Origin of the sequence: Streptomyces sp. NPDC001401 (genome assembly GCF_042895385.1) — a bacterium.
GTDB lineage: Bacteria > Actinomycetota > Actinomycetes > Streptomycetales > Streptomycetaceae > Streptomyces.
On the sequence record NZ_JBIAWI010000002.1, the window covers coordinates 19,606 to 40,571 of the forward strand.

Annotated in this window: 22 protein-coding genes; 2 read left to right on the forward strand and 20 right to left on the reverse strand. The window is 66.1% G+C overall.

The genetic code is table 11. The features are described from left to right. Nucleotides 1-5: 5 nt before the first annotated feature. The 15 genes from ACFY10_RS07785 to ACFY10_RS07855 all read right to left on the reverse strand — a co-directional run bounded on the left by ACFY10_RS07785 (nucleotide 6) and on the right by ACFY10_RS07855 (nucleotide 11,561). Nucleotides 6-1,628, reverse strand: coding sequence for a hypothetical protein (locus tag ACFY10_RS07785; protein ID WP_390664178.1), 1,623 nt, complete (start codon nucleotides 1,626-1,628; stop codon nucleotides 6-8). Then, nucleotides 1,609-2,802 (reverse strand): hypothetical protein, encoded by a 1,194-nt coding sequence (locus tag ACFY10_RS07790; protein ID WP_390664179.1) that lies wholly within the window; start codon nucleotides 2,800-2,802, stop codon nucleotides 1,609-1,611. Before ACFY10_RS07790 ends, ACFY10_RS07785 begins: the two co-directional genes overlap by 20 nt. A gap of 123 nt (nucleotides 2,803-2,925) precedes the next feature. Next, nucleotides 2,926-3,264 carry a hypothetical protein gene (locus ACFY10_RS07795; RefSeq protein ID WP_390664180.1) on the reverse strand — a complete coding sequence of 113 codons (339 nt, stop codon included), beginning with the start codon at nucleotides 3,262-3,264 and terminating at the stop codon, nucleotides 2,926-2,928. A 66-nt stretch (nucleotides 3,265-3,330) separates the two neighbouring features. Continuing rightward, nucleotides 3,331-3,681 (reverse strand): SH3 domain-containing protein, encoded by a 351-nt coding sequence (locus tag ACFY10_RS07800; RefSeq protein ID WP_390664181.1) that lies wholly within the window; start codon nucleotides 3,679-3,681, stop codon nucleotides 3,331-3,333. A gap of 224 nt (nucleotides 3,682-3,905) precedes the next feature. Continuing rightward, nucleotides 3,906-4,856 (reverse strand): NlpC/P60 family protein, encoded by a 951-nt coding sequence (locus ACFY10_RS07805; RefSeq protein WP_390664182.1) that lies wholly within the window; start codon nucleotides 4,854-4,856, stop codon nucleotides 3,906-3,908. A 52-nt stretch (nucleotides 4,857-4,908) separates the two neighbouring features. Continuing rightward, complete coding sequence (locus ACFY10_RS07810) at nucleotides 4,909-5,472, reverse strand: hypothetical protein (protein ID WP_390664183.1); 564 nt, start codon at nucleotides 5,470-5,472, stop codon at nucleotides 4,909-4,911. Nucleotides 5,473-6,004: 532 nt separating this feature from the next. Continuing rightward, nucleotides 6,005-6,553: a hypothetical protein gene (locus ACFY10_RS07815; RefSeq protein ID WP_390664184.1), complete on the reverse strand. Its 549-nt coding sequence runs from the start codon at nucleotides 6,551-6,553 to the stop codon at nucleotides 6,005-6,007. Nucleotides 6,554-6,637: 84 nt separating this feature from the next. Next, nucleotides 6,638-7,690 carry a DUF2637 domain-containing protein gene (locus tag ACFY10_RS07820; protein WP_390664185.1) on the reverse strand — a complete coding sequence of 351 codons (1,053 nt, stop codon included), beginning with the start codon at nucleotides 7,688-7,690 and terminating at the stop codon, nucleotides 6,638-6,640. Nucleotides 7,691-7,752: 62 nt separating this feature from the next. After that, nucleotides 7,753-8,172 carry a DUF6195 family protein gene (locus ACFY10_RS07825; protein ID WP_390664186.1) on the reverse strand — a complete coding sequence of 140 codons (420 nt, stop codon included), beginning with the start codon at nucleotides 8,170-8,172 and terminating at the stop codon, nucleotides 7,753-7,755. Next, on the reverse strand, nucleotides 8,169-8,516 hold the full coding sequence (locus ACFY10_RS07830; RefSeq protein WP_390664187.1) for a DUF4326 domain-containing protein: 348 nt from the start codon (nucleotides 8,514-8,516) through the stop codon (nucleotides 8,169-8,171). Before ACFY10_RS07830 ends, ACFY10_RS07825 begins: the two co-directional genes overlap by 4 nt. Further along, nucleotides 8,516-9,238: an ATP-binding protein gene (locus ACFY10_RS07835; RefSeq protein ID WP_390664188.1), complete on the reverse strand. Its 723-nt coding sequence runs from the start codon at nucleotides 9,236-9,238 to the stop codon at nucleotides 8,516-8,518. The genes ACFY10_RS07830 and ACFY10_RS07835 overlap by 1 nt, the downstream gene beginning before the upstream one ends. A gap of 2 nt (nucleotides 9,239-9,240) precedes the next feature. Next, on the reverse strand, nucleotides 9,241-10,104 hold the full coding sequence (locus ACFY10_RS07840) for a hypothetical protein (protein ID WP_390664189.1): 864 nt from the start codon (nucleotides 10,102-10,104) through the stop codon (nucleotides 9,241-9,243). Beyond that, nucleotides 10,104-10,463 (reverse strand): hypothetical protein, encoded by a 360-nt coding sequence (locus ACFY10_RS07845; RefSeq protein WP_390664190.1) that lies wholly within the window; start codon nucleotides 10,461-10,463, stop codon nucleotides 10,104-10,106. The genes ACFY10_RS07840 and ACFY10_RS07845 overlap by 1 nt, the downstream gene beginning before the upstream one ends. Before the next feature lie 62 nt (nucleotides 10,464-10,525). Beyond that, on the reverse strand, nucleotides 10,526-11,116 hold the full coding sequence (locus tag ACFY10_RS07850; RefSeq protein WP_390664191.1) for a WhiB family transcriptional regulator: 591 nt from the start codon (nucleotides 11,114-11,116) through the stop codon (nucleotides 10,526-10,528). A gap of 58 nt (nucleotides 11,117-11,174) precedes the next feature. Next, entirely contained in the window at nucleotides 11,175-11,561 is a 387-nt protein-coding gene (locus ACFY10_RS07855) for a hypothetical protein (protein WP_390664910.1), read from the reverse strand. Nucleotides 11,562-12,224: 663 nt separating this feature from the next. Between ACFY10_RS07855 and ACFY10_RS07860 the strand changes: the two genes are divergently transcribed. Beyond that, a complete protein-coding gene (locus ACFY10_RS07860) occupies nucleotides 12,225-13,103 on the forward strand; it encodes a helix-turn-helix transcriptional regulator (protein WP_390664192.1) in 879 nt (292 codons plus the stop codon). Between the two features lie 633 nt (nucleotides 13,104-13,736). Here ACFY10_RS07860 and ACFY10_RS07865 read toward each other — a convergent pair. The 4 genes from ACFY10_RS07865 to ACFY10_RS07880 form a co-directional block, all read right to left on the reverse strand. Further along, a complete protein-coding gene (locus ACFY10_RS07865) occupies nucleotides 13,737-14,894 on the reverse strand; it encodes a hypothetical protein (protein ID WP_390664193.1) in 1,158 nt (385 codons plus the stop codon). A 1,013-nt stretch (nucleotides 14,895-15,907) separates the two neighbouring features. Further along, a complete protein-coding gene (locus ACFY10_RS07870; protein WP_390664194.1) occupies nucleotides 15,908-17,095 on the reverse strand; it encodes an amidohydrolase family protein in 1,188 nt (395 codons plus the stop codon). A gap of 23 nt (nucleotides 17,096-17,118) precedes the next feature. After that, nucleotides 17,119-18,234: an MAB_1171c family putative transporter gene (locus ACFY10_RS07875; protein ID WP_390664195.1), complete on the reverse strand. Its 1,116-nt coding sequence runs from the start codon at nucleotides 18,232-18,234 to the stop codon at nucleotides 17,119-17,121. Between the two features lie 3 nt (nucleotides 18,235-18,237). Beyond that, nucleotides 18,238-18,762 (reverse strand): hypothetical protein, encoded by a 525-nt coding sequence (locus ACFY10_RS07880; protein WP_390664196.1) that lies wholly within the window; start codon nucleotides 18,760-18,762, stop codon nucleotides 18,238-18,240. 712 nt (nucleotides 18,763-19,474) lie between these two features. Here ACFY10_RS07880 and ACFY10_RS07885 point away from each other — a divergent pair. Beyond that, on the forward strand, nucleotides 19,475-19,915 hold the full coding sequence (locus ACFY10_RS07885; protein ID WP_390664197.1) for a pyridoxamine 5'-phosphate oxidase family protein: 441 nt from the start codon (nucleotides 19,475-19,477) through the stop codon (nucleotides 19,913-19,915). A gap of 356 nt (nucleotides 19,916-20,271) precedes the next feature. Here ACFY10_RS07885 and ACFY10_RS07890 read toward each other — a convergent pair whose 3' ends face one another. Further along, nucleotides 20,272-20,913, reverse strand: a complete 642-nt coding sequence (locus ACFY10_RS07890; protein ID WP_390664198.1) for a TIGR03085 family metal-binding protein — start codon at nucleotides 20,911-20,913, stop codon at nucleotides 20,272-20,274. Nucleotides 20,914-20,966: the final 53 nt, after the last annotated feature.

The following is a 20,966-nucleotide window of genomic DNA, read 5'->3' on the forward strand; positions in this document are numbered from 1 at the left end:
GGAGGTCACCGGTCCTTGCTGGGGGTTGGCCGTCCGGGTGCCTGGCCGCCTGACGGCCGCGACGGCGGCGGGGGCGTGACCGAGGGCCCGGAGCCCGAGGTGGTTCCTGATGCGGAGGAAGGGGAGGCGGGCGGAGGCGCTGGAGTGGGAGCCGCCGGGGCGGGTGCCTGTGGCGAGGGCGGCTGTGGCGTACTCGGGGCTCCGCCGCTTCCTGCTGGGCGTCCGGACGCTGCGTGGCTGTTGGCGGAGGACCAGTCCGGAGGAGAGCTGACGACGGGGTCGGAGGTCGTTCCGCCCGGGTGAGCTACGGCCGGTGCACCGGATGTAGGGGCGTGGTGGTCACTGCCCTGCTGGCCTTCGGGCTGATCGGGGCTGCTGCCGTTGGCGGCGTCGGTGCCCTGCATGCCGGGGGAACTCGCGGCCTTCTTCTTCCCCATGTCGACGCCGGCCTTGCCCAGGGTCGTCCCTGCGGCGATCGGCCCGGCCACGGCCGTTCCGCCGCCCATCCTGGCGCCCGCCGTCTTCGCGCTGCCGCCGACCAAGGAGTCCTGCACATGAGAGTTGATCGCACGGTTCGCGTGCTGGCCGGGACCGTCGATCACGGCGGCCGGACCCGACGACTGGGCAGTCTTCCGGTCGTGGTGAAGCTGGGCCATCTCGTCGCCGAAGGCGGGCACCCACTTGTAGAGGGTGGCGCTCGCGAAGACGGCGAGCAGGAGGATCAGCGCACCGACCAGCGTCTTGGAGACCGCGTCGGACATGTTGCCCGTGCTGTCGCTGAGGACGGCCCCGCCCAGGCCGAGCAGAGCGAACAGCACGGGCTTGCTCAGGCCGATCGCGAAGATGGCGCCGAACCACTTCTTGCTCTTCTTCCACAGATCGCGGTCGACCAGCCCGGCGTTTACGATGGGCCCGAGAGCGACGGCCACGTAGATGGCCGCGCCGCGGATCAGCAGCTCGATCCACATCAGCAGCGCGCCGAACATCATGATGAGGTTCACGGCCATCAGCTGCCCCACACCGTCCTGGTGGTCGGCTGCCATCACCTTGAGGATGTTCTCCAGGAACGGCTTGAAGTTCGCCGTCGCGTAGGGCTCGAAGACGGCCGTGACCTCATCAATAGCCCTCATCAGCAGGGCAATGGCGCCCGGCGTCATGGCGTTGACCACGAACTGGAGGAGCAGAAACCCGATCGCCTCAGAGACCGCGGTGGTGATCGCGACCCCGCGGACCGCCCGCTTGGCCACGGCGATCAGCCACAGCGCCACAGTCAGCAGGCTGGAGGCCGCGAAAATGATGGCGTACTGCTTCAGGAAGCCGGCCGAGGTGAGATCGATCTTCGTCGTGTTCTGGATCAGCTCCAGCATCTTGCGCAGGAACCAGATGTTGGCCTCGGTGAGCTTCTGGAGCAGAAAGCCCAGCGGGTCCTTGACGAAGTCGATCGCCGACTTCACCTCGCACACCATCGGGATGTAGCAGAACGGATTGGCGATCGCGGCGGGAACGAAGAAGAACCCGATGATCACGTTGACCATGGCCACCGTCTGGAGGCGGCGCCGCCAGCGGCTCGGCGTGCTCCGCTCGATGGTCAGCAGGCCGGGGGCGTCCTCACGCAGTCGCAGGCGCATTGCTGGCACCCCCCACGTCCGCGAAGCTGTCGGCCGGGTCCGCCTCCTGCATGGCCGGCGGCGACGGCACGAGCGGTTCGGACGGGGTGACGGCTGTCGTCTTCCAGGTGCCGTCCTCCCAGACCAGGTCCACGGTCATCCGAAGGAAGGCGACCTGAGGGCGCTGTGCCTCGTCCTTGCCCGCGACCCCGCCCACCGACGCGGTCCACAGCTCGATGCTCGCGGCCTGGTCGGAGTAAGAGATCGGGCGGGTGGCGAGTGCTGCCGTCCGTGTGATCAGCTCACTCCCGTCGACGGTCTTGCCGTCGGTACCGACCCCGCGGTTCTCCATGACCAGTCGGGCCGTCGAGTCCGAGTCTGAGGTGACCGAGTCCACCACGCTCTTCGCTGAGGTGGCCGTCAGCATCCGATGCCGCCAGTCCTCATCGGTGAAGAACCGCGAGTCGCCGTAGAGCATGCTGGCGCTGACAGCGGCGGCGCGGGCGCCGCCCTCGTTGCGTCCGTACGGTGCCGGGAATCCGCCCTGACCAACCGAACCGCTCACCACAGGGTCTTCTGCAGCGGCCGGAACGTAGTCGGAGAAGTCGCTTGTGACGTTGGACGCCTGGCGCTCGTCGATCGGCGCGACCAAGTCGGTCGTGCTCGAACTGGACTTCAGCTTCCAGTCGTTGGACTCCCAGATGAGCGTGACCGTCACCGACTCGAAGCCCGCCGTCGGCGTCGCGTGCCCGGTCGCGCTGCCGCGAACCGTCGTCGTCCACAGCCGGACCATCGCGCCGTGAGCGTCGAAGCCCAGGACATGAGCCGAAAGGACACCGGTACGCGCGATGACCTTCCTGGCGGACACCTTGGAGTTGTCGCCCCGCAGTGCGCTGAGTGCTTCACCAGCGGCGTGATCTGCCTCCTTCACCGCTGTTCCGGCGTTGCCCTTGGCCGCCATGACCGACACGGCACGGTGTCGAGCGGCTTTGTCCGTGAGGAAGTGGGAACTGCCGCTGACCGAGGTGTAGTTGGCTGCCGCAGCCTTCGCGCCGGCCCGTGTGTGCGGGTAGCCCACGGGGACGCCGTCCAGCTCACGTATGCCCACTCCGCGCTCGTGCGGTGCCGAGTGGGCGGGTGCTGACGCGGTCGGAGCGGAGGCGGGCGGGTTGCCCGTGGCCAGACTGACGATCACGCCGGCCGCAGTGACCACTGCTGCCCCGCCGAGTGCGACGCCCCAGAGCTTGGCTGACGGCTTGCGTGCTCCGGCCGCCTTCCTGGAGGAATCGTTCCTCCTTCGCGATCGGGAGGTCATGGGTCACACACCCATGCCGTACGTGATGGCGAAGATGGTGCCGAAGGAGGCCACGAGGAAGACACAGGTCAGACCGCCGACCATCATGCCCTTGCCGCGCGAGCTGTCCATGGTGGAGTGGCCTTCACCGAACCACCCCTTGGACTTGCCAACGCCCGCGAGGAACGCGCCAGCCCCGACGACGAGGACGACGGCGGCGATGACGCCGAGGATGACCTTCGCTGTGTTGCCGAGCTTCCCGAAGGGGCCCCAGTCCGGCTTCACGCCGGACACGACGTCGGCTCCGGCGGCGAGGGTCGTGTGCAAGGCAGGGTCGGCCGCGGCCGACAGGAAGTTGTGCATGTTCATTCCCCTATTGCTTTGGATATCGAATGGGAGCGGATTCCCTGGGCGTGGAGAATTTCTGGATCAGTCGAGCTGCATCGGCGTGCAGTCGTAGGCGTATCGCGATGCGACCCAGCCCGTCGTACCCTTGGTCAGCCCTGAGCGCGACTTCTGCCCGAGCCTCAACTTGATCCAGCTCCCCTTCTTGTCCAGCTTTCGTCCCCAGTCGCCCTTGTACAAAAGACCCAGGGACTTGTAGCCGACACCGGCCCCCGTGCGGAGGTGCACGCCGCTGCCGTGGATTTCGTAATAGGCCCCCGGCTTGCACGGCATCTCGGCAGCACTGGCCGTTGAGATGGCGGACACCGAGACGCCTGCGGTCAGCGACAACGCCAGCACGGCCGAGGCGGCCAGGCGCGAGGTACGGAGATTCATCGGATTCCTTTCGGTGGATGGGTTTTCGTGGGACTTGCCCATTCGGGGTGATTTATGGAAGGCGTCAGCGGCCTAGGTTCAGCCGCCGAGTTGGCTTCAAATGGATCGGATGGGTGCGGCGCATTTCTTGGCTCTGTATGAGGCAGGCCTGATACGTTGGAGTTTCGGCAGATACCAGGGCCTGGCACACCGCTTCTTCGGCCCAAGAGGCAATAAGGCGGTGATCAGCCGACGTGCCGCATCGCGATAATCTGCGTTTTCCAGTAACTGAGCGGTTTGATCCGCACCTGGGCCCCTGTGTGAGGGGCGTCGATGACCTGGCCGTCGCCGATGTACAGGCCCACGTGCTCAGGCCCAGCACTGCCGGGGACGCTGAACAACAGGTCACCCGGGGCGAGTTGGGCAATGCTCGTGACGGCGGTTCCGGCGTGCACCTGGTCGTACGTGACCCGGGGGAGGTTCACGCCCGCTGACGACCAGGCCATTTTGGTGAGCGACGAGCAGTCGCAGCCGCCCTCGCCCTTGTACGGCGAGGTGCAGCTGCCGCCCCACTGATACCAGGTCCCCAGGGCCGTCTTCGCGGCGGCGATGGCGCGGGCGGCGCCCTTGCCGGCCGGGGCGTCCGGCTGGACTGCGGCAGCCCATTTCGCCGCCAGCTGGCGGATGTTCCGGACATAGTCGCGCGTCTCGGCGTAGGGCGGGATGCCGCCGAAATGGATCACCGCACCGCCGCCCGCGTTGTACGCGGCGAGCATGTTGTCCGTCGAGTCCCCGGGCACCTGCTTGACCTCTTCGGCAAGCGTGCAGTCGTACTTCGCCTGCGCCGCGATAGCGTCGGCGGGATTGCGGACGTCCTTGATCCCATCTCCGTCGCCGTCGACGCCGTGAGCGGCCCAGGTCTCAGGGGTGAACTGCGCAATGCCCTGCGCGATCGGGTTGCCGTCCTTGTCCTTGGACTCCGCGTCCCGGTTGAAGCTCGACTCCTGGAACAGCTGAGCCGCCAAGAGGGAGGCCGTGACCTGCGGGCACTCGCCTGCGTGCTTGTTTATGAGTTCACGGACCCAGCCCGGCACTGGGGCGTCCGTCAGGATGTCGCCTCCTGGGCCGGTTTCCTGGGCGGAGGCACTGTCAGCCCCGCCGAACGTGGTCAGCAGGGCGACAGCCGAAACGATCATTGCTGTGAGGAGCGCCAGGCCGCTTTGTATGGCTTTGTTCACGGCGACCCCGTCACGCCCAGGGCAGGGCGATGACGCGCCAGCCGTCGGAGGTGTGCTCCAGGCGCAGGACGAGCTGTTCGCTGCTGTGTCTTGCCTGGCCGGGCTTCGGGGCTGTCGTGAGGGTGTAGCCGACTCGGACGAGGGCCGAGGCCCCGCTGACAGCGGGTGCGCCGTCGGGGACCACGACTGAGGTGATCTTCACCGTCTGACGCGCCTTCTCGGCGCGAAGGCCTGCCCACGGGGCGTCTTGGCCCGGCCGCTTCTGGCTCAGGATGCCCCCCAGTTCACCGGAGGCGAGCTTGGCCGCCCGCGCACCGGCATCGGCGTAGGAGCTGTCCTTGCCGTCACGTGCGTCGTGCTCGGCGTAGGCCGTGGTGAAGGCCCGCGCTGTGTCCTCAACGTCCTTCGGTAGATGGGAACTTGCCGGTGCTACGGCGCTTCCCGCGCTCGGTGAGGCCGCGTCGGTGATGCCCGCCGAGACGGAGTGTGGGTGTGTGGTCGTGGTCTTGGACTGGCCGCTGGCCGGACTGGAGCAGCCGGTCGATAGGACCGCCAGAGAACCAACTATCCCCATAGCTGCGTATATAGGTATGAAACGGATGGATCGAGGCATGCGGGAACCACAACCTTGGTGCATGAGATTTCGAGAGACTGGGTGGCGCGGCCCCGTGGGGTTGGGGTCCGCGCCACCCCTTCGCGGGAAGAGGGGGGATTCCTCCCGCGGGCTTTACCAACGGCTGCCGGAGAATTCGAGGATCAGGCCGGAGCCTTGTGGCCGCCGTCCGTCGTGATTCTCGGTTACAGGAGAATTCGATCGCGCTTCGCGTCGGCGCCGAATCCAGCGTTCATGCTCAACCTGCGCCATGGTGCGCAACGGTCGAGCTTCCGTGGTCGTTACTCATATCAAGGCCATCGCCCCCTTGCTTGATTAGCGGGAGACCGGAAAGTCGATCTCCAACGGCCGGGAAATGCCTTGTGGCGTTGGCCGTGCCTGAATCCTTGCAGGGGTCCGCGGACAACTCGAATCAGTAAAAAAGTCGGAACGTAATTCCTGGAAGTAGGTTCCGACTTCTGTGACGGAAACGGTGTTTCGGGCTGTTTGGTCCCTATATGGCCGGGCGGCGCAGGTGCTCGATCGCCACGCCGAGCCACGGCGCAGCGGGGCCGGCGAGGAGCAAGGGCGCGCACACGCTGTACGAGAGCACTACCTCGGGCTGTCCCGCCGAGACTTCGGTCAGGAGGGCGTGGTCGAACGGTAGCCAGGTTGGCGACTGGGGCGGCCTGAGCCGTACTCCGGTAGAGGTGAGGACCACCCGGGCCACGGTGTGATCGCGCCACTGCGGCGCGGCGGTCTCTTCCGCCTCCTGGCGCCGCCGGGCGTCGAGGCGGTTGTTGGGCACCCACCGCCGGCCGAAGGCCGGGTGGTTCTCGAAGTAACCAGCCGACTGCGGGTAGACCACCTCGGTTCCGTAGAAACGGGCGGCCGAGCACGTCACATCCGCGAAGGCGACCTCCCCGTCCGCGAGAGGAAGATCGTCCACCTGGACCGGCACCAGTTCGCCACCGCCCTGGAGGTGAAACGCGAGCGCGGACGCTGCGTGCACGGCGTCGGGGCGGACTGCGTCCCCCGCCCGATCTCGTCGGCGAAGCCACATGGTCATTCCTTCCTGATCAAGCAAACCTTCCGTGGTCTCTGCGATGCGAGTCGCAGAGACCACGGGGGCACCCATGAGATGAGATCACCAGAGGGCGCTGGAGGCAGTGGCGGGTGTCCTCGCCGCCTCTTCCTCCTCATCCTTCAGACGGGCCAGCAGCACGCCCAACCGGTCGTTGCTGATCGGCTGGTGTGCGCGGACGGCCCCTGCCACCGCGTCACGACTGATCCGTCCCGCCTTCTGGGAAGCGGCCCGTGCGATCGGCAGCAGCTCCGCCAGCCACTCGTCGTCGGCCTCCCGGTCCTGAGTGAACTCCGCACCGTCCGGGACGGACGACGTTTCACCGTCCGCAGGGGCGCGGACCGCCGCCGGGACGGAGGGCGTGTCCGCTGCCGCGGGCGCCGTCGCCGCCCCGTGGTCCGCGAGGCCGACAGCCGGTCCGCCCGCGTCACAGGCGCCCCCGTCCGCGTCGTCCGCGCCCGCAGATGCATCCGTACCGGGCTCGTCCGCACGCGACTCGTAGTCTCGGTCCGGCTCACGTTTCCGCAGGTCCACGCGGGCCGCAGCGGAGCCGTCCGCTGAGGACGGACCGGCGGCAAGGCTTCGTGAATCGGCGGAAGGCGTCGTCTCCAACGGACGAGGTTCCGGCACAACCGCAACCCTCTTGAGCGACGGAACCTCTTCGCGGACTGGTCCGGGACCGTTGTCCGCGCCGTCCGGGACCGACAATTCGGCGGTCCGCGCCATCAGGATGTAGAGGTGCACGGAGCCCGCCAGCGCAAGCGGAGCGAGCGTCGACAGCACCCCGACGACGCCGTCCGCGAGGTGCAGCGCGGACCGTCCGGCCTGCGGACCGTCGTTCAGCGTGATCGCATGAAGGGCGTTCGCGCCGAGACTCGCCCCGGTGGCCGCAAGGAAGAGGAACCAGGCATAAAGCCGCGCGCCGAAGCGCTGGTGGCGAAGCAGCACGATCGCTCGGACGCCGTACGCAATGAACCCGTCGATGAACACCGGAAACAGGTAGCTCAGGCTTTCCCGTGCGTGGATCGCGATGGCGATCTGCCGCAGTGCGTCGTAGGAGAACGCGAAGCCGGCCGCGCCGAGCAGGATGATCGCGGAACGGTCCCAGGCCGTCATGCCGCGAAGGGTGTAGACCCCCTGAGGTTCGGTCGCCGTCGCCTCTATGTGCGCCCGTGACATCAGAGGTTGCCTCCGTCGCGCGGGTCGATAGACCCCCATGCGGGTGTCTGAGAGAGCAGCTGTCCGAGCTGTTCCAGGGACGTCACCTCGTGCACATGCTGACTGGGGCAGCTCACGCACGACACACGCAGCAGGATGCGTTCTGTGCCTCCTTCGTCGCTGTAGTACAGCTCCAGGTGCTGGCCCCCGACGGTGTCGAGCGAAGCGAAGGCTTGCAGATGTTCTTCGAAGGACAGGAGACCCAGAACCTCCCATTCGAGGGTGACCGCTGTGTCACCCAGGACGCGACGCGCGTACTTCGAGGCCGCCGTGACGGACCGCGGCCCCCAGGTGCGGAAGGCATCCTCCCGCGCCTCTTTGCGCCGCTCCTCGGCGGTCGCGAGGTGCCGGGCCGCGGCGAACATGATCGGGTGACTCATCGAGGGCCTTCCAGGGAGCGGATCGTGCCGTAGTAGCCGGGTTCGTTGGCAAGGCAGAGGAGAATGTCGGCGTGGCACGGCACGTCGAGCGGGCACGTGCACATCAGGTCGAGACCACGCAGGGCACGGGCGAATCGGGCGGCGTAGAAGCGGCCAACCGGGCCGCGGAGCGTGGCAGCGAAGAGATCCACGGCCTCTGCCGAGTCCATCGGCAGGCCGACGGGAGAAGGAGCAGGGTCTCCAGCCCTGAACGGATTCGCAAACCGGCTGCGGGGGCCGACGAATACACAGGCTGGCGACAACGCTGCGGCATCTCGGGACGCACCTCGAAGACGGACAGGCATCAGGCCGCCCTCCCGCCGCGCCGCCGGTCGGCGCCGATCATCGGCACAAGGCTGGTCACCATCTCGGCCAGGCGGCTCGCCACCCGAGCCCCGACGAAGTCGGTCAGGTCCGGCCCGTTGTCGTCACGGGCTGGCAAATTGGACGTGATGATCGTCGGCAAGCAGTGGTTGTACCGGAAGTTGATGAGCCGATACGTCACCTCCTCGGTCCACTCCGAGGTCTTCGCCGTGCCGAGGTCATCAATCAGCAGGTACTGAACCTCGCTGAGCTTTCGCAGCTCCCGTTCCGCCGCCCCCATCACCTGCGAGGGACGCAGGCTGCCGTACATGTCCGCCGAGTTGACCGCGATGAGTTCGAACCGGTCCGGTCCGCCGGCCGCGATCCTGCGCAGAGCCCCGTACGCCTGGTGCGTCTTCCCCGTACCGGTCAGGCCGGTGAGGAGTAGAGCGCCAGGGTCGGAGTCGTCCGCAAGAGCGCGATCAGCCCACGCGATGACCTCCGGGATCGTCGCCTCAGCGTTACTGAACCGGGGAGGAGTCGCGGTCCGCCACCGGTTCAGTGCGTATTCGGCTCGGGCACGGCGGTGCCATTCGCGGTCCCCCGGGTTTTCTTCCCGTGAGTCGTCGGCGGTGCTGTCGGACACCTGAATTCCTTTCGCGGCGAGTATTCGTTCCAGGCGGCGCATTGACCTGGCGCTGCCTACGCGTTCCGGCTCCGCCATGATCAAAATCCGTTCTTGTAAGCACTGGGTTCTGCTGTGTTCTGAAATGGCACCCAGCCTCCGGGCTGCCGACGCAGGGGGACGACGTTGCCTTGGGATACCGCTGCGGGGGCGTGTGACGGGAGGTCCGCCCAGATGCGAAGCAGGTAGCGGGCTGACTGTGGAGGGCGGACGGTATTCCATCGCCGCGCGATCATCTCGACCAGCCGTTCATTTCCCCAACGGGCTGCGAGCGCTGTTACCCGATTCCACTCCGATTCGGTCAGCCGCCAGCCGACGAGCATTCCGGCATTGGTTATTGCTGTTACCAGGTCCTTGGCGCCATCGGGAACGTTCACCGACTCCTGGTGGGGCGCTTGCTTCTCACCGCTTGACCGAAGCGAGCTAGCTTGCTTTTGAGTGGTGGTAATACTCCCGTAGGGAGTATTACCACCACGGGCGCGTGAGGAAGAAACTTCCCAGTCTCGATGCAGAGAATTCCCACTTGCGTCCGTCGAGGGAGAATTCTGGGAAGAAACTTCGTAGAACCTTGTTCCCTCATCTGCTGATTCGGGAGGCGTAGGAGGAAGTTCTGTCTCTGATCCGGCGGGGGCCTCGATGTCCTTGTCGAACAGGAGTATCGAGTAGCTGTTGGGGTTCGAGGCGCCTCCTCCGCGCTCGCGGCTGAGTTCGCCGAGCGTCGTCAATTCCCCGATGCACTTCGTTATCGAGCGCGCGGTTAGTTGGGTGAGTCCGGATATCTCGTCCAGGGTCAGAGTGGCCCTGCCCTTATCGTCTGCCTCACGGGCAAGTGCCAGCATGACGAGACGCGAGCCCCTGCACGACTTCGACTGTGACCAGACAAGTTCGGTCACTATGTCGCTCATCAGCAGCTCCCGTCAGCTATCGCTATGCGACGGGCGAGGGAAAGGCCAAAGGAGTGATCGTCCTCCGGTATGTACCCGTTCTGATGCGGCTCGGGAGTGAGGTACAACGCTCCGGTGGGGAGATGGAAATCATGAGCGTGACGCCAGTCGGCGGAATTGCCGAAATGGAGCCTGATCATGTGCGCAACTCTTTCTTCGGTTCGCCGGTCGATAAGCATGCGGTAGAAGTCCGATTCGAAGAGGTGGGTAACAGACCGGTGCTCCGGATACACGCGGGCAAGAACTGCCATGGGAGCTATTTCCTGGATCGCCAAACCGAGATTTGCGCAGGCCGGAGCGGCGGGGTTGTTCTGAGGCATGGGGAGAACTCCCGTAAACGCAAGGCTTGCCTTGCGGGAAGAATCGTTCCTCGCGGAGCTTGTCAGGCTGCGTCAGCGTTGACAGCGGGGAAGGGTGCGGCCGGGCTGGATTGGTACGTCTTCCGGTAGCGTCGCGCGAGCTTCAGCAGATACTCGCGCGTGACTCCAAGCCCCCGGGCAACAGCGGCAGGGTCCAATGAGGGGTCTGTCGCGAATCGAGCAATCACCGCATCCCGCTCGACCTTGCTCAGCGCCGCGGTACAACCCCGAAGGGCACTCTCGACGGCACGTTCGTTCACCCGCTGCTGCCACGCGGCGCGTAGTGCAGAACGCTCCGAAGCCAGAAGGCCAGCCCGGATTCCGAACTCGTCGTCATCCCTGAGCGATTCCACCAAGCACCGGGCAGCCACAGCCAGTGGGCACGATGCACAGAGATTACGCGGACGGTTGAGGGAAGTGCCCAAACTATGCTTCACGAAATCGGGATCTTCGTGGGGGCCATCTCCCAGAGGCATGAAGATGTCGATGTCCTGATTGGAGCACCTAGCGTCTTCCGCCCAGTGCTTTCCGGGGGCCTTCTTCGCCTCTTCCCTGAGAGGTGACCAATCGCCGTGATGTGCAGCCTCGATGAGGCTGTATATGTCAGTGCTCATTTGCGTCTCGCGATGTTCACGGCGTCGCGCGCTGTACGCGCACGAGCGCAAGAGGAGATCAGAAGCGCTTGCGTGAGCGCTTAGAGGGCTGAAGTGACATCAATGCCGACTCCCCGCCCCTTTCGGACACTGCGCCTGGATTTACGAAATGCATGTCGGAAATGGCGCGGAGGTCTTCATCCGTGAATTGCACGAACTTCCCGAACTTTCGATGAGGCAGCGTTGAGATACGCTCACGTAGCCACTTCTCCGGAATGTTCAGCCGCTCGGCCGCTTCGCTGTATCCGATGTGCATCCGCTTATCGCGATGTTCTGACAGCCGGTTGTTCAGCAGCGCATCGAGGCCGCCGGCCTGTGCCAGCAGGTTCACCACGGCGGCGAGCCCCTGCAATTCGGTGGGCCCGATGGAGGCCGGATCCGCGCCCGCCGGTGCCACGGCCGACATCACGCTTCCAGCCCACGCAGCTGAGCCGTCCGCAGGTCGAAGGCGTGGCCGCCCGAGGCTGCCCAACCGGCCTGCGGGAACGAGCGAATGATCCATCGCGCGATGGTGAGCGCCTTCGCTCGGGGTACCCGAAGGACGTGTCCGCATTCGTTCACGGCGGTTAGTCCCAGGTGGGGCCACAGGGTCCGGGGGTCCTGGAGGCGCACTTGTACGACGGCGGCCTCGGGCAGCATGGACGCCAGCTGTGCAGCCAGCCGTGCAGCCGGTTCGGAAGCGATCTCCGGCTTCGGGTTGCAGTCCGCAGTAGGGGACATGCGACACTCCTCTGTGTGTGTACGCCGCCCCGTAGTGCCGTGCGAAAGGACGCGGAGCGGCTCTGTGAGTGATCTTGTGCCCCTGTTGGGGGCGGCGGATCACGAGCTGTCTGGCGTCCGAGAGGTGCGAACTCTCGGACGCCGATGGCGTTTTGAGGGGGAAGGGACACGCGCGAGTCATGCGCGCCCACTCCTCTCCACCGGGAGGGTCCCCGGGGGGAGCCAACAGGTGCGCGAAGACAGAGAGGGGTGCGAACCCCCTCATTTTTCGCTAAGCTGAAACTATCTTGGTTCCTGCGGAAAGTCAACAGTCCGTTGTTTCCCCGGTTCATCCAAAAAACGAGGTCTGATGCCAGCTCGACGCTTCGATAGAGCCCGTGTGCGCGCGGTACGTCGAGCCGCCGACGTCTCGCAGGCCGACGTGGGATCTGCCCTCGGTGCTGCGGACTCGACGGTGGCAGGGTGGGAGTCGGGTGCAAGCGTGCCGGATCAAGAGAAGCTGCCCGCCCTCGCCAGCGTGCTCAAACGGCCGTTGGATGAGCTGTTCCCCCGTGAGGGCTTGCCCGATCTCACCGACCTGCGGTGCGACGCCGGCCTCTACCGGTACGAGACGAAAACGATCATCGGTACCAAGAGTGACGGTCCGGTGGCCGGAGCGGAACAAGGGATCCGACGCCTCAAGGACAGGTACATCCCTGCCCTGGCGGAGGCTTACGGCGTGACCGAGGACGAGCTGAGGCGCGCGCAGGAGCGGTCATTCGGAGAAGGCGGTGAGGAGCAGTCTGCCGCGATTGCTGGGGCCGCGGAGCCTCCGCGGACACTCGCCGAGAAGATCACTCTCCTCCTGGAGCGCTCGTACACGGCAGGGACCGCACCGGGGGACGAAGAGATCGCGGAGGCGGTGAACTCCTACGCGGGCTCGCAGGTCACCACGGCCGCGAACGTCGAGGGCCTTCGAACGGGAACCGTCGAGGCCGCCGCGCCGGTCGTCTTGGAAGGCCTCGCCCAGTTCTTCGGCGTCGCTCGTATGTACTTCGAGCCGGACGATGCTGTCGCCCGCCAGGTCTACGAAGGGCTTCGCCTGATGTCGGCGGCCAAACAGGGGAAGGTGGGCCGAGTCCGAGCCCGCGGAATCGGCTCCGAGGGGCTGCCGGCCGACGTCCTCTCGATCCTGAACGACCTCGCGACCGAGCTGGACAAGAAGACCGATCCCGACGCCAACGGCTAAGTCGGTCGACACGGCGCGGACGCGGTTGAGCAGGTCGGGGGCTACGTCGAGGCGGTCGAGCCATGCGCGGACGGCGGCGCTGTACTGCGCGTCGGCCATGCTGCGGTGCCTGGTGCGGGAGTCGTGCCGCCACTCCGCGACGACGTACAGCCGGTCGTCGGCCCCCTCGCCGAGCAGAACCGCGGCGAACGGGTACGTGGTGCCGTAGTCGATGCCCGTGAAGTACCGGCGTATGTCCGACAGTTCGCTGACGACGCGCCGGGACTCGTCCCACATGTCGTAGATGGCGCCCGCGGCGACGACCCACGCCCCGTCGATCATGCGGCGGCGCCACAGCCCGACGCACTCGGCGGCGAGGTCGGCGACGCCCGGCTCGTGACCGAACGGGCGCGCAATCCGAGCAGGCTCACAGGGCCGTTCAGGGGCGGCCGACCCTTGCTGTCAACGTCCGGGCAGCGGTGGCAGTCTCGGCGCCGTGACGGCGACGGCCCCGCTGCTCAGCGGAGGCCGGTCATTCGGGGGTCTGCTGCGGGGTTCAGGCGTCGAACTCCCTGCCCTCGACGGCGTCGACGAACGACGACCATGCGGCCGATTCGAAGATGAGCGCAGGTCCGTGCGGGGCCTCAGTCGGACCTACTCAGGTGTCATGATCTCGTCCAGCGACTTGCGCGCCCTGATGACGAACTCCCAGCACAGGTCGGCGTACGTCTCGTGGCGGCTGAACGCGAGTTGATCTGAATGGCTCAGCGCCTCCTCGTCTACTTCGCCAGACTGGTGAAGTTGAGAGGTGTGAACCATTTGGTTCGTGGTTGCCTCGGCCTGCGACTCACAGGCGTGGGCGGCCTCCGCTACCTCATCCGGGCCTTCCAGCCGCACCTTGCCGGCCGCCTGCCGAAGGGCCTGCAAAGCTGCTTCCATATCCTCAAAGCACTGCGCCCGCTTGCCGGGTTCGCAGTCGTCCGAGGTGCTGACGAACGAATATTCCAGTGCGGTGCGCTCGTATGCTTGCGTGGCTTCGACGAGTCCCTCGTACGCAGCTTGACGCCGTTCACGGCGCCACTGCATGTGTTCTGCCTTGAGCTCTCGGAGCTGGCCACGGTCCTCGGCTTCCTGCTGCCGCTGTTGCTGACGTTCGAGAGCCTGCTCCTTCCGTCGCTCGGAACGGGCGCTGATGAAGCCGGTGAGGGCAGCCCCCGAGAGGGCCGATACGGCAGCGATGATCGGGGTGAGCAGGTCAGACATGCTCGGCAGCATGGCGCGTCCGCCCGACCGCTGATGGTGGTTCGAAGAAACTTGTTCGACCTTGGCTTGCAGCGTTCGCCCTCGCTGTCGCCATCTGGGCGTCGCGTACAGGCGCGCGCCGGGGACGGACAGGCGGGCGAGTAGCTGGGTCCAGAACCCCTCGGGCAGGAGGGTTGCCTCGTCCATGTACGCGAGTTGCACGGTCAGGCCGCGTAGCCGGCCCTCGGCGCGGGCGTCGGCGGCTCCGATCAGGTGGACCGTGCGGCCGAGCATCGTCGCCGTGGTCGCTCCGCGGCTGTGCAAGACGTGCCGGGCCAGGGGCCCGAACAGGGCGCGGTCTTGCAGGGGTTCGAGGCAGTTGCGTTCGATCGTCTGGAGTGAGCGGCCACAGATGATGATGAGGCCGGAGGGTCCGGCCGTGGCGACGGCGATCACGAACGCGAGCAGTGACGCGATGGTCTTCCCGCAGCGAACGGACCCGTGCCACAGGTTGATACGGCGGGTGGCCTGCCCGATGCTGCGCAGCTGCTTGCGGTCGGGGCGGGCCATGACTCACCTCCGTCACAGAACGTCGGCAGACTGATCAACAGTGCCCCGAACACATCACCATGGCGTGGTGGAAGTTGCTGAACTCGTCTTGAAGTACGTGCAGGCCGTGGTCTGGCCGCTGGTGACGGTCGGTCTGGCGTGGATGCTCCGCAATCACATCCCATTCAGGCGGATGACGCGACTCGAAACACCCGCTGGCTCCATCGAGTTTGCGTCAGACGCGCGTGAGATCCGGTCTGAAGCTGAAGAGTTGGCGGCTGACACGGAGTCTGAGGGACCAACAGCAGGCCAGGCTGAGGATGACGGCCGAAGGTTCGGAGTGTTTCAAGAGGCATGGAACGTGGCCACTGCCTCGCCCATTGGAGCAGTTATCTCGGCGTGGCTTGTGCTGGAAGACATCTGCCGGGCAACGCTGCAGGGTCGTGTCCCTCGTCGTGGTGTAGCCGATCACGGTCCCGTGCTTCCGCTTCGGGGCGGTCCGCCGCATGCCGCAGCAGGCCGCCTGGTGATCACCGCTGGTCCCGGCTCGGTGAGCCTCAACAGTGCCTCGGGCGAGGGGGTTTCGGGCCACTACCTGGGGATTCCGTCGGCTTCATCGGCTACACCACGAGAAGGGACGCCATCCGCTGCAGGAGAAGGACGCCCTTCCGGAGTCCAGGTTTAGACGCGACGGCCCGCCCTTGCTCACTGAGTTGATTGATGCGCTGGAAGGCATCGGACTCTCGTCGCGCGGAGTCGCAATCTTTCGCGATCTGCGGCGTCTGAGGAATCAGGCGGTGCACGGGGACGTGGTGACTCCAGCGGCGGCACGTGACTTCGTCGAAACCTGTCGCCTTGTAGCGCGCGAGGTCTACGGACTGCGCTAGCTAAACGACGGCTGGTGTAACAGATCGCCACCGTTCGACGTTCCACGCTGCGAAAAGGGGCTGGCACCTGTGTCAACCCCACCAGCGACGCGGTGTAGTGCCCTGTTCTCCCGGAGGACCGGGGAACAGGGCACTGACTTGCTGCTTCTACTGTGCTGTGCCGTTCGGCTCGTACCGCAGACCGGAGGCGAACACGGCCCGGATGTCCTTCAGAGCGGCGAGGTCAGTGAGCGGGTCACCGTCGACCACGAGGAGATCCGCTCGGTAGCCGGGAGCGACCCGCCCCGTGGTGGACCCCAGTCCCAGGGCCGCGGCAGCTTCGGACGTCGCCATGTTGATGATCGAAGCGTTCGGCAGGCCCAGGTGGGAGTAGAAGGACAGGGCCGGAACCAAGCCGTCGAAGCCCGCGCGCTGCACGCCCGCGTCAGTTCCCGCTACCAGGCGCACACCAGCGTCGGCCATCTGCCGCACCAGGTCGAACATCGCGGCAGCGCGCTCCTCGCCGAAGAAGCGCGGGAGCATCTGCCAGTGAGGGCTTACCGCCGGGCAGACGGCGATTCGCTGAGCGATGATCTGCTTGACCACGTCCGGCCGGAAATCGAGACCACCGCTGGTCATCCACGTGCAGTGCTCGATGGTGTCCACACCCGCCTCCACGGCAGCGGTGATGCCGTCGGCACCGTGCGCATGGGCCGCGACGGGAACATCTGCCTTGTGGGCCTCGTCCACCAGGGAGGCCAGTTCCTCTGCTGTGAACTGGGACTGGTGGCTCTTGGGGCCGTCCTTCGTCAGGCCGCCGCCGGTGACCATGGCCTTGATGACCCCCGCTCCCGCTGCGAGGTTGCGCCGTACGAGGTCGCGGATCTCGGCTTCACCGGAAACCTCGCCGCCGAGGAAGTAACAATGTCCGCCCACGGTGGTCGCGGGTGTACCTGCGGCCACGATCGTCGGTCCCGGAATACGACGATCGTTGATCTCCGCAGCCAGACGAAGTGCCAGCCGACCCCGGTCACCGAGGTCACGGGCCGTAGTGACACCACTGTGCAGGAGCTGTTCCGCACGGCGACGCATGTCCTCGAACAGGACCTCATCCGTCGAGGTCTGGAGGGTGGACACCGGATCAGGCCCGCCGTCGAAAGCCAGGTGGACATGCGCGTCGATCAGCCCCGGCAGAACGGTTCCGTCGAACGCGAACCGAGGCACGTCGGCGCCAGCCTGCTCCTCGATCTCCCTGCGCGGCCCGACAGCAGTGATCGAGTCGCCGTCGATGAGAACGGCGCCGTCTTCCAGGTAGGTTCCCGAGTCGACAAGCACTCGTCCACCGGTAATCAGCATCGTGACTCCTAGAGCATGGGAGGTCATGCGGCTTCACGCAGTGCATCAGACACCGCAATCAGTTGTTTCACATCTGACTCACGGTCGCTTCCCAGGGCCATGGCGAGGGGGACCGCTCGGCGGGGTGCAGGTACGCCCTTCTCGATCCGCGCGGAAGCCCAACGCAGCCGGGCAGCAAGCTCTGCGGAGCCGATGTTGAGGACCGCGCCGTCGTCCCCCGGATCCAGCAGGTACGGGCTGATGTCCACTAGACCGTCGCGGCACTCCACGATGCGGCGGTGGTAGCGCCGGTGCACGCCGCGGGCCCGCCACCGGTCCAGTGCAGCCGGGGAAGCCGGCCGCAGCACGTTGTCGGGGTACGCCTCGGCCAGTAGCTCCCACAAAGGGGCGAGGCGACGGTGATCTCGTCGGTGCTGGAGCCAGAGTCGAAGAGAGGAGACCCGGGCGCGCGCTCCGGAGTACGTGATACCCGCCGCGAAGAACAGGACGGATGCCACCAGGAGGAAGGCGACGGCGGTCATGATCTGCTCGGGTACTTGTCCGTCAGCCCAGCGAATGGCGACGAAAACGGCGCGGATCGCGCAGGCCACCGCCATCGCCCCTAGGCCGACGGCCGCCATCCAGAGCCCGGTGGAGTGCGGGCGCCGGGATATGCGGGCATAGCTACGAGTCCACCGGCACGCCATGCCGAGGGCATACATGAGATAGAGACCAGCGCCGCCGTAGAAGAAGGCGATCTGCGGAATCGTCATATCGGCCGTGCTGAAGCTGCCGGCGAAGACGTCGTGCGGTACCGACTCCGCAGCCACGGTGATGGCCACTCCAACGACTCCGACGACGACGGCTTCCTTGCGGGCGCGGCGGCGGCCCGCTTCTTCGTCGGCGGCGGAGTAGAGGTAGAAGCACATCAAGAAGTACACCGCGAGGAGCAGCAGCACGTTCTGGATCAGCTTCGCAGTCCCGTGGCCGGCGACCGTGTCGACGCCGGACGCGCCGCCGGGCATGGCCACGGGGTACGACAGGGCAGCGCAGAACAGGCAGAGGGTGACGGAACGCAGAGGTGCGTCATGAGGGGATCGCTTCAGCTGGTAGAGCTTCCAGACGAGAGCGGCCACGAGCCCCAGGAGTAGCAGTTCCACGGTCTACAGCCACCCTCGCCGGTCACCGAGAGCCGACTCCACACGACGGAGGGAAGGGTCGTCAGACAGCGGAGTGGAGCCTTCCAGCAGAGACGACCACTCCAGAATGATGGTGGCGACCAGTTCGACGGAGCACTCCTCGCCGTCCTCGTACGAGCATCGGCGAGCCACTCGCTTGATCGTCTCGGGCTGGAAGACCGGCAGCATGGTGGCCCAGCCCTCAACGAAGACTGCCGTCTCCTCGTCGGGGTCGACCGTGGATGCTTCGTCCCTCGTGTCGTGCGGGGTCCCCTCTGCGGCCTCTTCGTTCTCCGCCACGAGGATGTGCCCTATCTCGTGGAGCTTGATGTGATCTTGATGCAGGCGGGTCGTCTCCTGCTGGAACAGGATCACGTCGTAGTCGTCGTACTCGACCCACATGCCCGAGGGCCCGGGCTTCGGCAGCGGAGCCTCGCGCAGGTACAGGGTGCGCCCACGCCGTCGGCTGAGTGCCTGGCAGAGTTCGTCGACATCGAGCGGCGGAGTCACCCCGAGGTCTTGCAGCTCACGCCGAATCAGGCGGTGCAGATCCCTCTCCACCGTCCGGTTCGCGGCTGTGCGCCAGCGCCCGAAGCGTCGACGGCGTGCTTCGTCCTGAGCGCGCAGTTTTGACTCAGCCGCATCGCGACCACTCTTCCCCAACCACATTGAGGATCCCTCCAACCGATGGCTCCCCCGAGCCGGGCGACGCCGCGCCCGTGTTGATGACGTCCGGTTCCCAACGCCGGAAACGACCGCAGACGGACGTGTCCGCATGCCACACCAGGCCCCCTCAAAAGGGTCCGGCTGACGAGCCTTCAGATCGCTTCGTCCCACCGATGTCACTGATGCGAACGCGCAATGAGACACCCGGCGAGCTGCCTCATTGGAGCTCTCGGGAACCTCTTTGGACAGTACGTGACGGGCATGGCCTAAAAAGCATGAACGATCTGCATCCCTCACCAGGTGTCTCGATCCCCCAAAATGCTCTAAAACGGCAAAGATCGAGCAGAGTCACGCTTTTGAGCTGCGGCTTTACGTTCTGGCGTGGACGCATCAAGGCGCGACGTCCAGCGGTGTGTCTGTTATGAATCTGAGACTTTATCGCTCGCTTGATTTGTGAAATAAGCCATCGAATCGCGCTAATCGCCTGCCTCGGAGTGGATGTGGCTATGGTCACTTCCGGACAGATCGGGCAACGCTCGCCACTACGCTTTTGGTCATGTCGAATGCGTTGCTGAGCCAATCTGTCGGCTACCTGCAGTTCTGGAGTGAGTACCATCTGTGCACATTGACCACGCTGCGTCCTGATGGACGACCGCATGTCGTGCCTGTTGGCGTGACGATCGATGCCTCCACCGGAGTGGCCCGAGTTATCACCCGCAAATCCAGTAGGAAAGTTGCCAACGTCCTGGCGGGTGGCGGTGCAGCCCGAGTTGCGGTGTGTCAGGTCGACGGAGGCCGGTGGGCCACGCTCGAAGGTGTTGCAGAAGTCTGCACGGACGCCGAAGTGGTCGAGGATGCCGTCGCCCGCTACGGAGAGCGGTACGGGCGTACGCCGGCGCCGGACCCTGAGCGGGTAGTCATACGGATCTCGGTTGAACGGGCGCTGGGGCAGACCCTCGCTCCGCGCCCCCAGGGGGCCTCAAGCGCTGCGGCGTAGTGCGGCCGCGCACGCTGAACACGGGTGCTTGGGCGTCAGAAGCCCCGGTACCCGTGGCGTGGTTCACGGGGGGCGACATCGGCGAAGGCGGAGACTTCCCGCCATCCGCGCCCTGGTCCTCGCCAATGTCCAAAACGAGAGCCAGCGTTGCTACGACTGCTGCGACGGCGGTGATGACCACGGCCAAGTTGCCACCCAGGGCGATTTCAAGGTTGCCCGTCTGGTGTGACTGTGGCCTGATGTCCGGGTCGGCTATGGCTGACGCTGGAGACAGAGATGGGTGCGGCTGTCCTGGAGCGAGCGGATCGGTCAGGCCGTGAGGGTGTATCCGTCCTGGATGAGAGCCAGGAGTGCTGTTACATGCCGAACCGCGCGCGTTGGACGGCTTCGACCGCCGCAGCAGGGCCGCTCACCTGGACATGTGCCGCGCCCTGCCGACCGAAGAGGTAGAGCAGCAGCTCGCCTGGAGGTCCGGCGATGCGGGCGGTAGGTTCCCCCCGCCGTGCTCGAACGGTCTTGGCGGTCCCGGCCCACTGAAGCTCGAGACCTGCGCCGCGCAGTCGCCGCGCCAGGAACCAGGGCGCCAGAGTGACGTTGCGCCAAAGGGCCTCGTCCATTGCATGCTCGTTCGTTCGAGGACCACGGCCGTTGGCTCTGCGTACATCCTCGTGGTGGACGAAGAACTCGTTGAGGTTGGGGAACCGGCGCACCCATCGGATGCGGAAGAAGCCTGGCGGCGGTCCCGATCGCATCGTCGCAGTAAGCCCCGCAAAGTCCCTCAGAGCGAGCGCTCTTCTTTGTCGTTCAGCGAAGCGGCTCCACGCGCCGGGCAGGACAAGCCCGGGGCCGGCGAGATAGCTGCGCTCGCGCAGGACGAGGTGAGCGGCGAGATCGAGGGTCGTCCACGGCGCGAGGAGAGTCGGTGCATCGGGACCGAGTTCGTCGAGCAGGTCGCTGAGCTGTGCTCGCTCGGTGGCGTCGAAAAGCCGATCGGCCATATCGCCGGAGTGTAGCCAGGCCGGCGGCGGGCGAAGCGCAGAGCCCCGGGACG

Bases quoted from the DNA above. Each gene is read 5' to 3' on its own strand.
- ACFY10_RS07815 (WP_390664184.1), bottom strand. From the start codon at position 6,553: ATGTGGCTTCGCCGACGAGATCGGGCGGGGGACGCAGTCCGCCCCGAC.
- ACFY10_RS07810 (WP_390664183.1), bottom strand. From the start codon at position 5,472: ATGGGGATAGTTGGTTCTCTGGCGGTCCTATCGACCGGCTGCTCCAGT.
- ACFY10_RS07870 (WP_390664194.1), bottom strand. From the start codon at position 17,095: ATGCTGATTACCGGTGGACGAGTGCTTGTCGACTCGGGAACCTACCTG.
- ACFY10_RS07845 (WP_390664190.1), bottom strand. From the start codon at position 10,463: ATGCCTCAGAACAACCCCGCCGCTCCGGCCTGCGCAAATCTCGGTTTG.
- ACFY10_RS07860 (WP_390664192.1), top strand. From the start codon at position 12,225: ATGCCAGCTCGACGCTTCGATAGAGCCCGTGTGCGCGCGGTACGTCGA.
- ACFY10_RS07890 (WP_390664198.1), bottom strand. From the start codon at position 20,913: ATGGCCGATCGGCTTTTCGACGCCACCGAGCGAGCACAGCTCAGCGAC.
- ACFY10_RS07840 (WP_390664189.1), bottom strand. From the start codon at position 10,104: ATGAGCGACATAGTGACCGAACTTGTCTGGTCACAGTCGAAGTCGTGC.
- ACFY10_RS07835 (WP_390664188.1), bottom strand. From the start codon at position 9,238: ATGGCGGAGCCGGAACGCGTAGGCAGCGCCAGGTCAATGCGCCGCCTG.
- ACFY10_RS07830 (WP_390664187.1), bottom strand. From the start codon at position 8,516: ATGCCTGTCCGTCTTCGAGGTGCGTCCCGAGATGCCGCAGCGTTGTCG.
- ACFY10_RS07820 (WP_390664185.1), bottom strand. From the start codon at position 7,690: ATGACGGCCTGGGACCGTTCCGCGATCATCCTGCTCGGCGCGGCCGGC.
- ACFY10_RS07865 (WP_390664193.1), bottom strand. From the start codon at position 14,894: ATGGCCCGCCCCGACCGCAAGCAGCTGCGCAGCATCGGGCAGGCCACC.
- ACFY10_RS07785 (WP_390664178.1), bottom strand. From the start codon at position 1,628: ATGCGCCTGCGACTGCGTGAGGACGCCCCCGGCCTGCTGACCATCGAG.
- ACFY10_RS07805 (WP_390664182.1), bottom strand. From the start codon at position 4,856: ATGATCGTTTCGGCTGTCGCCCTGCTGACCACGTTCGGCGGGGCTGAC.
- ACFY10_RS07850 (WP_390664191.1), bottom strand. From the start codon at position 11,116: ATGAGCACTGACATATACAGCCTCATCGAGGCTGCACATCACGGCGAT.
- ACFY10_RS07855 (WP_390664910.1), bottom strand. From the start codon at position 11,561: ATGTCGGCCGTGGCACCGGCGGGCGCGGATCCGGCCTCCATCGGGCCC.
- ACFY10_RS07825 (WP_390664186.1), bottom strand. From the start codon at position 8,172: ATGAGTCACCCGATCATGTTCGCCGCGGCCCGGCACCTCGCGACCGCC.
- ACFY10_RS07795 (WP_390664180.1), bottom strand. From the start codon at position 3,264: ATGCACAACTTCCTGTCGGCCGCGGCCGACCCTGCCTTGCACACGACC.
- ACFY10_RS07885 (WP_390664197.1), top strand. From the start codon at position 19,475: ATGTCGAATGCGTTGCTGAGCCAATCTGTCGGCTACCTGCAGTTCTGG.
- ACFY10_RS07800 (WP_390664181.1), bottom strand. From the start codon at position 3,681: ATGAATCTCCGTACCTCGCGCCTGGCCGCCTCGGCCGTGCTGGCGTTG.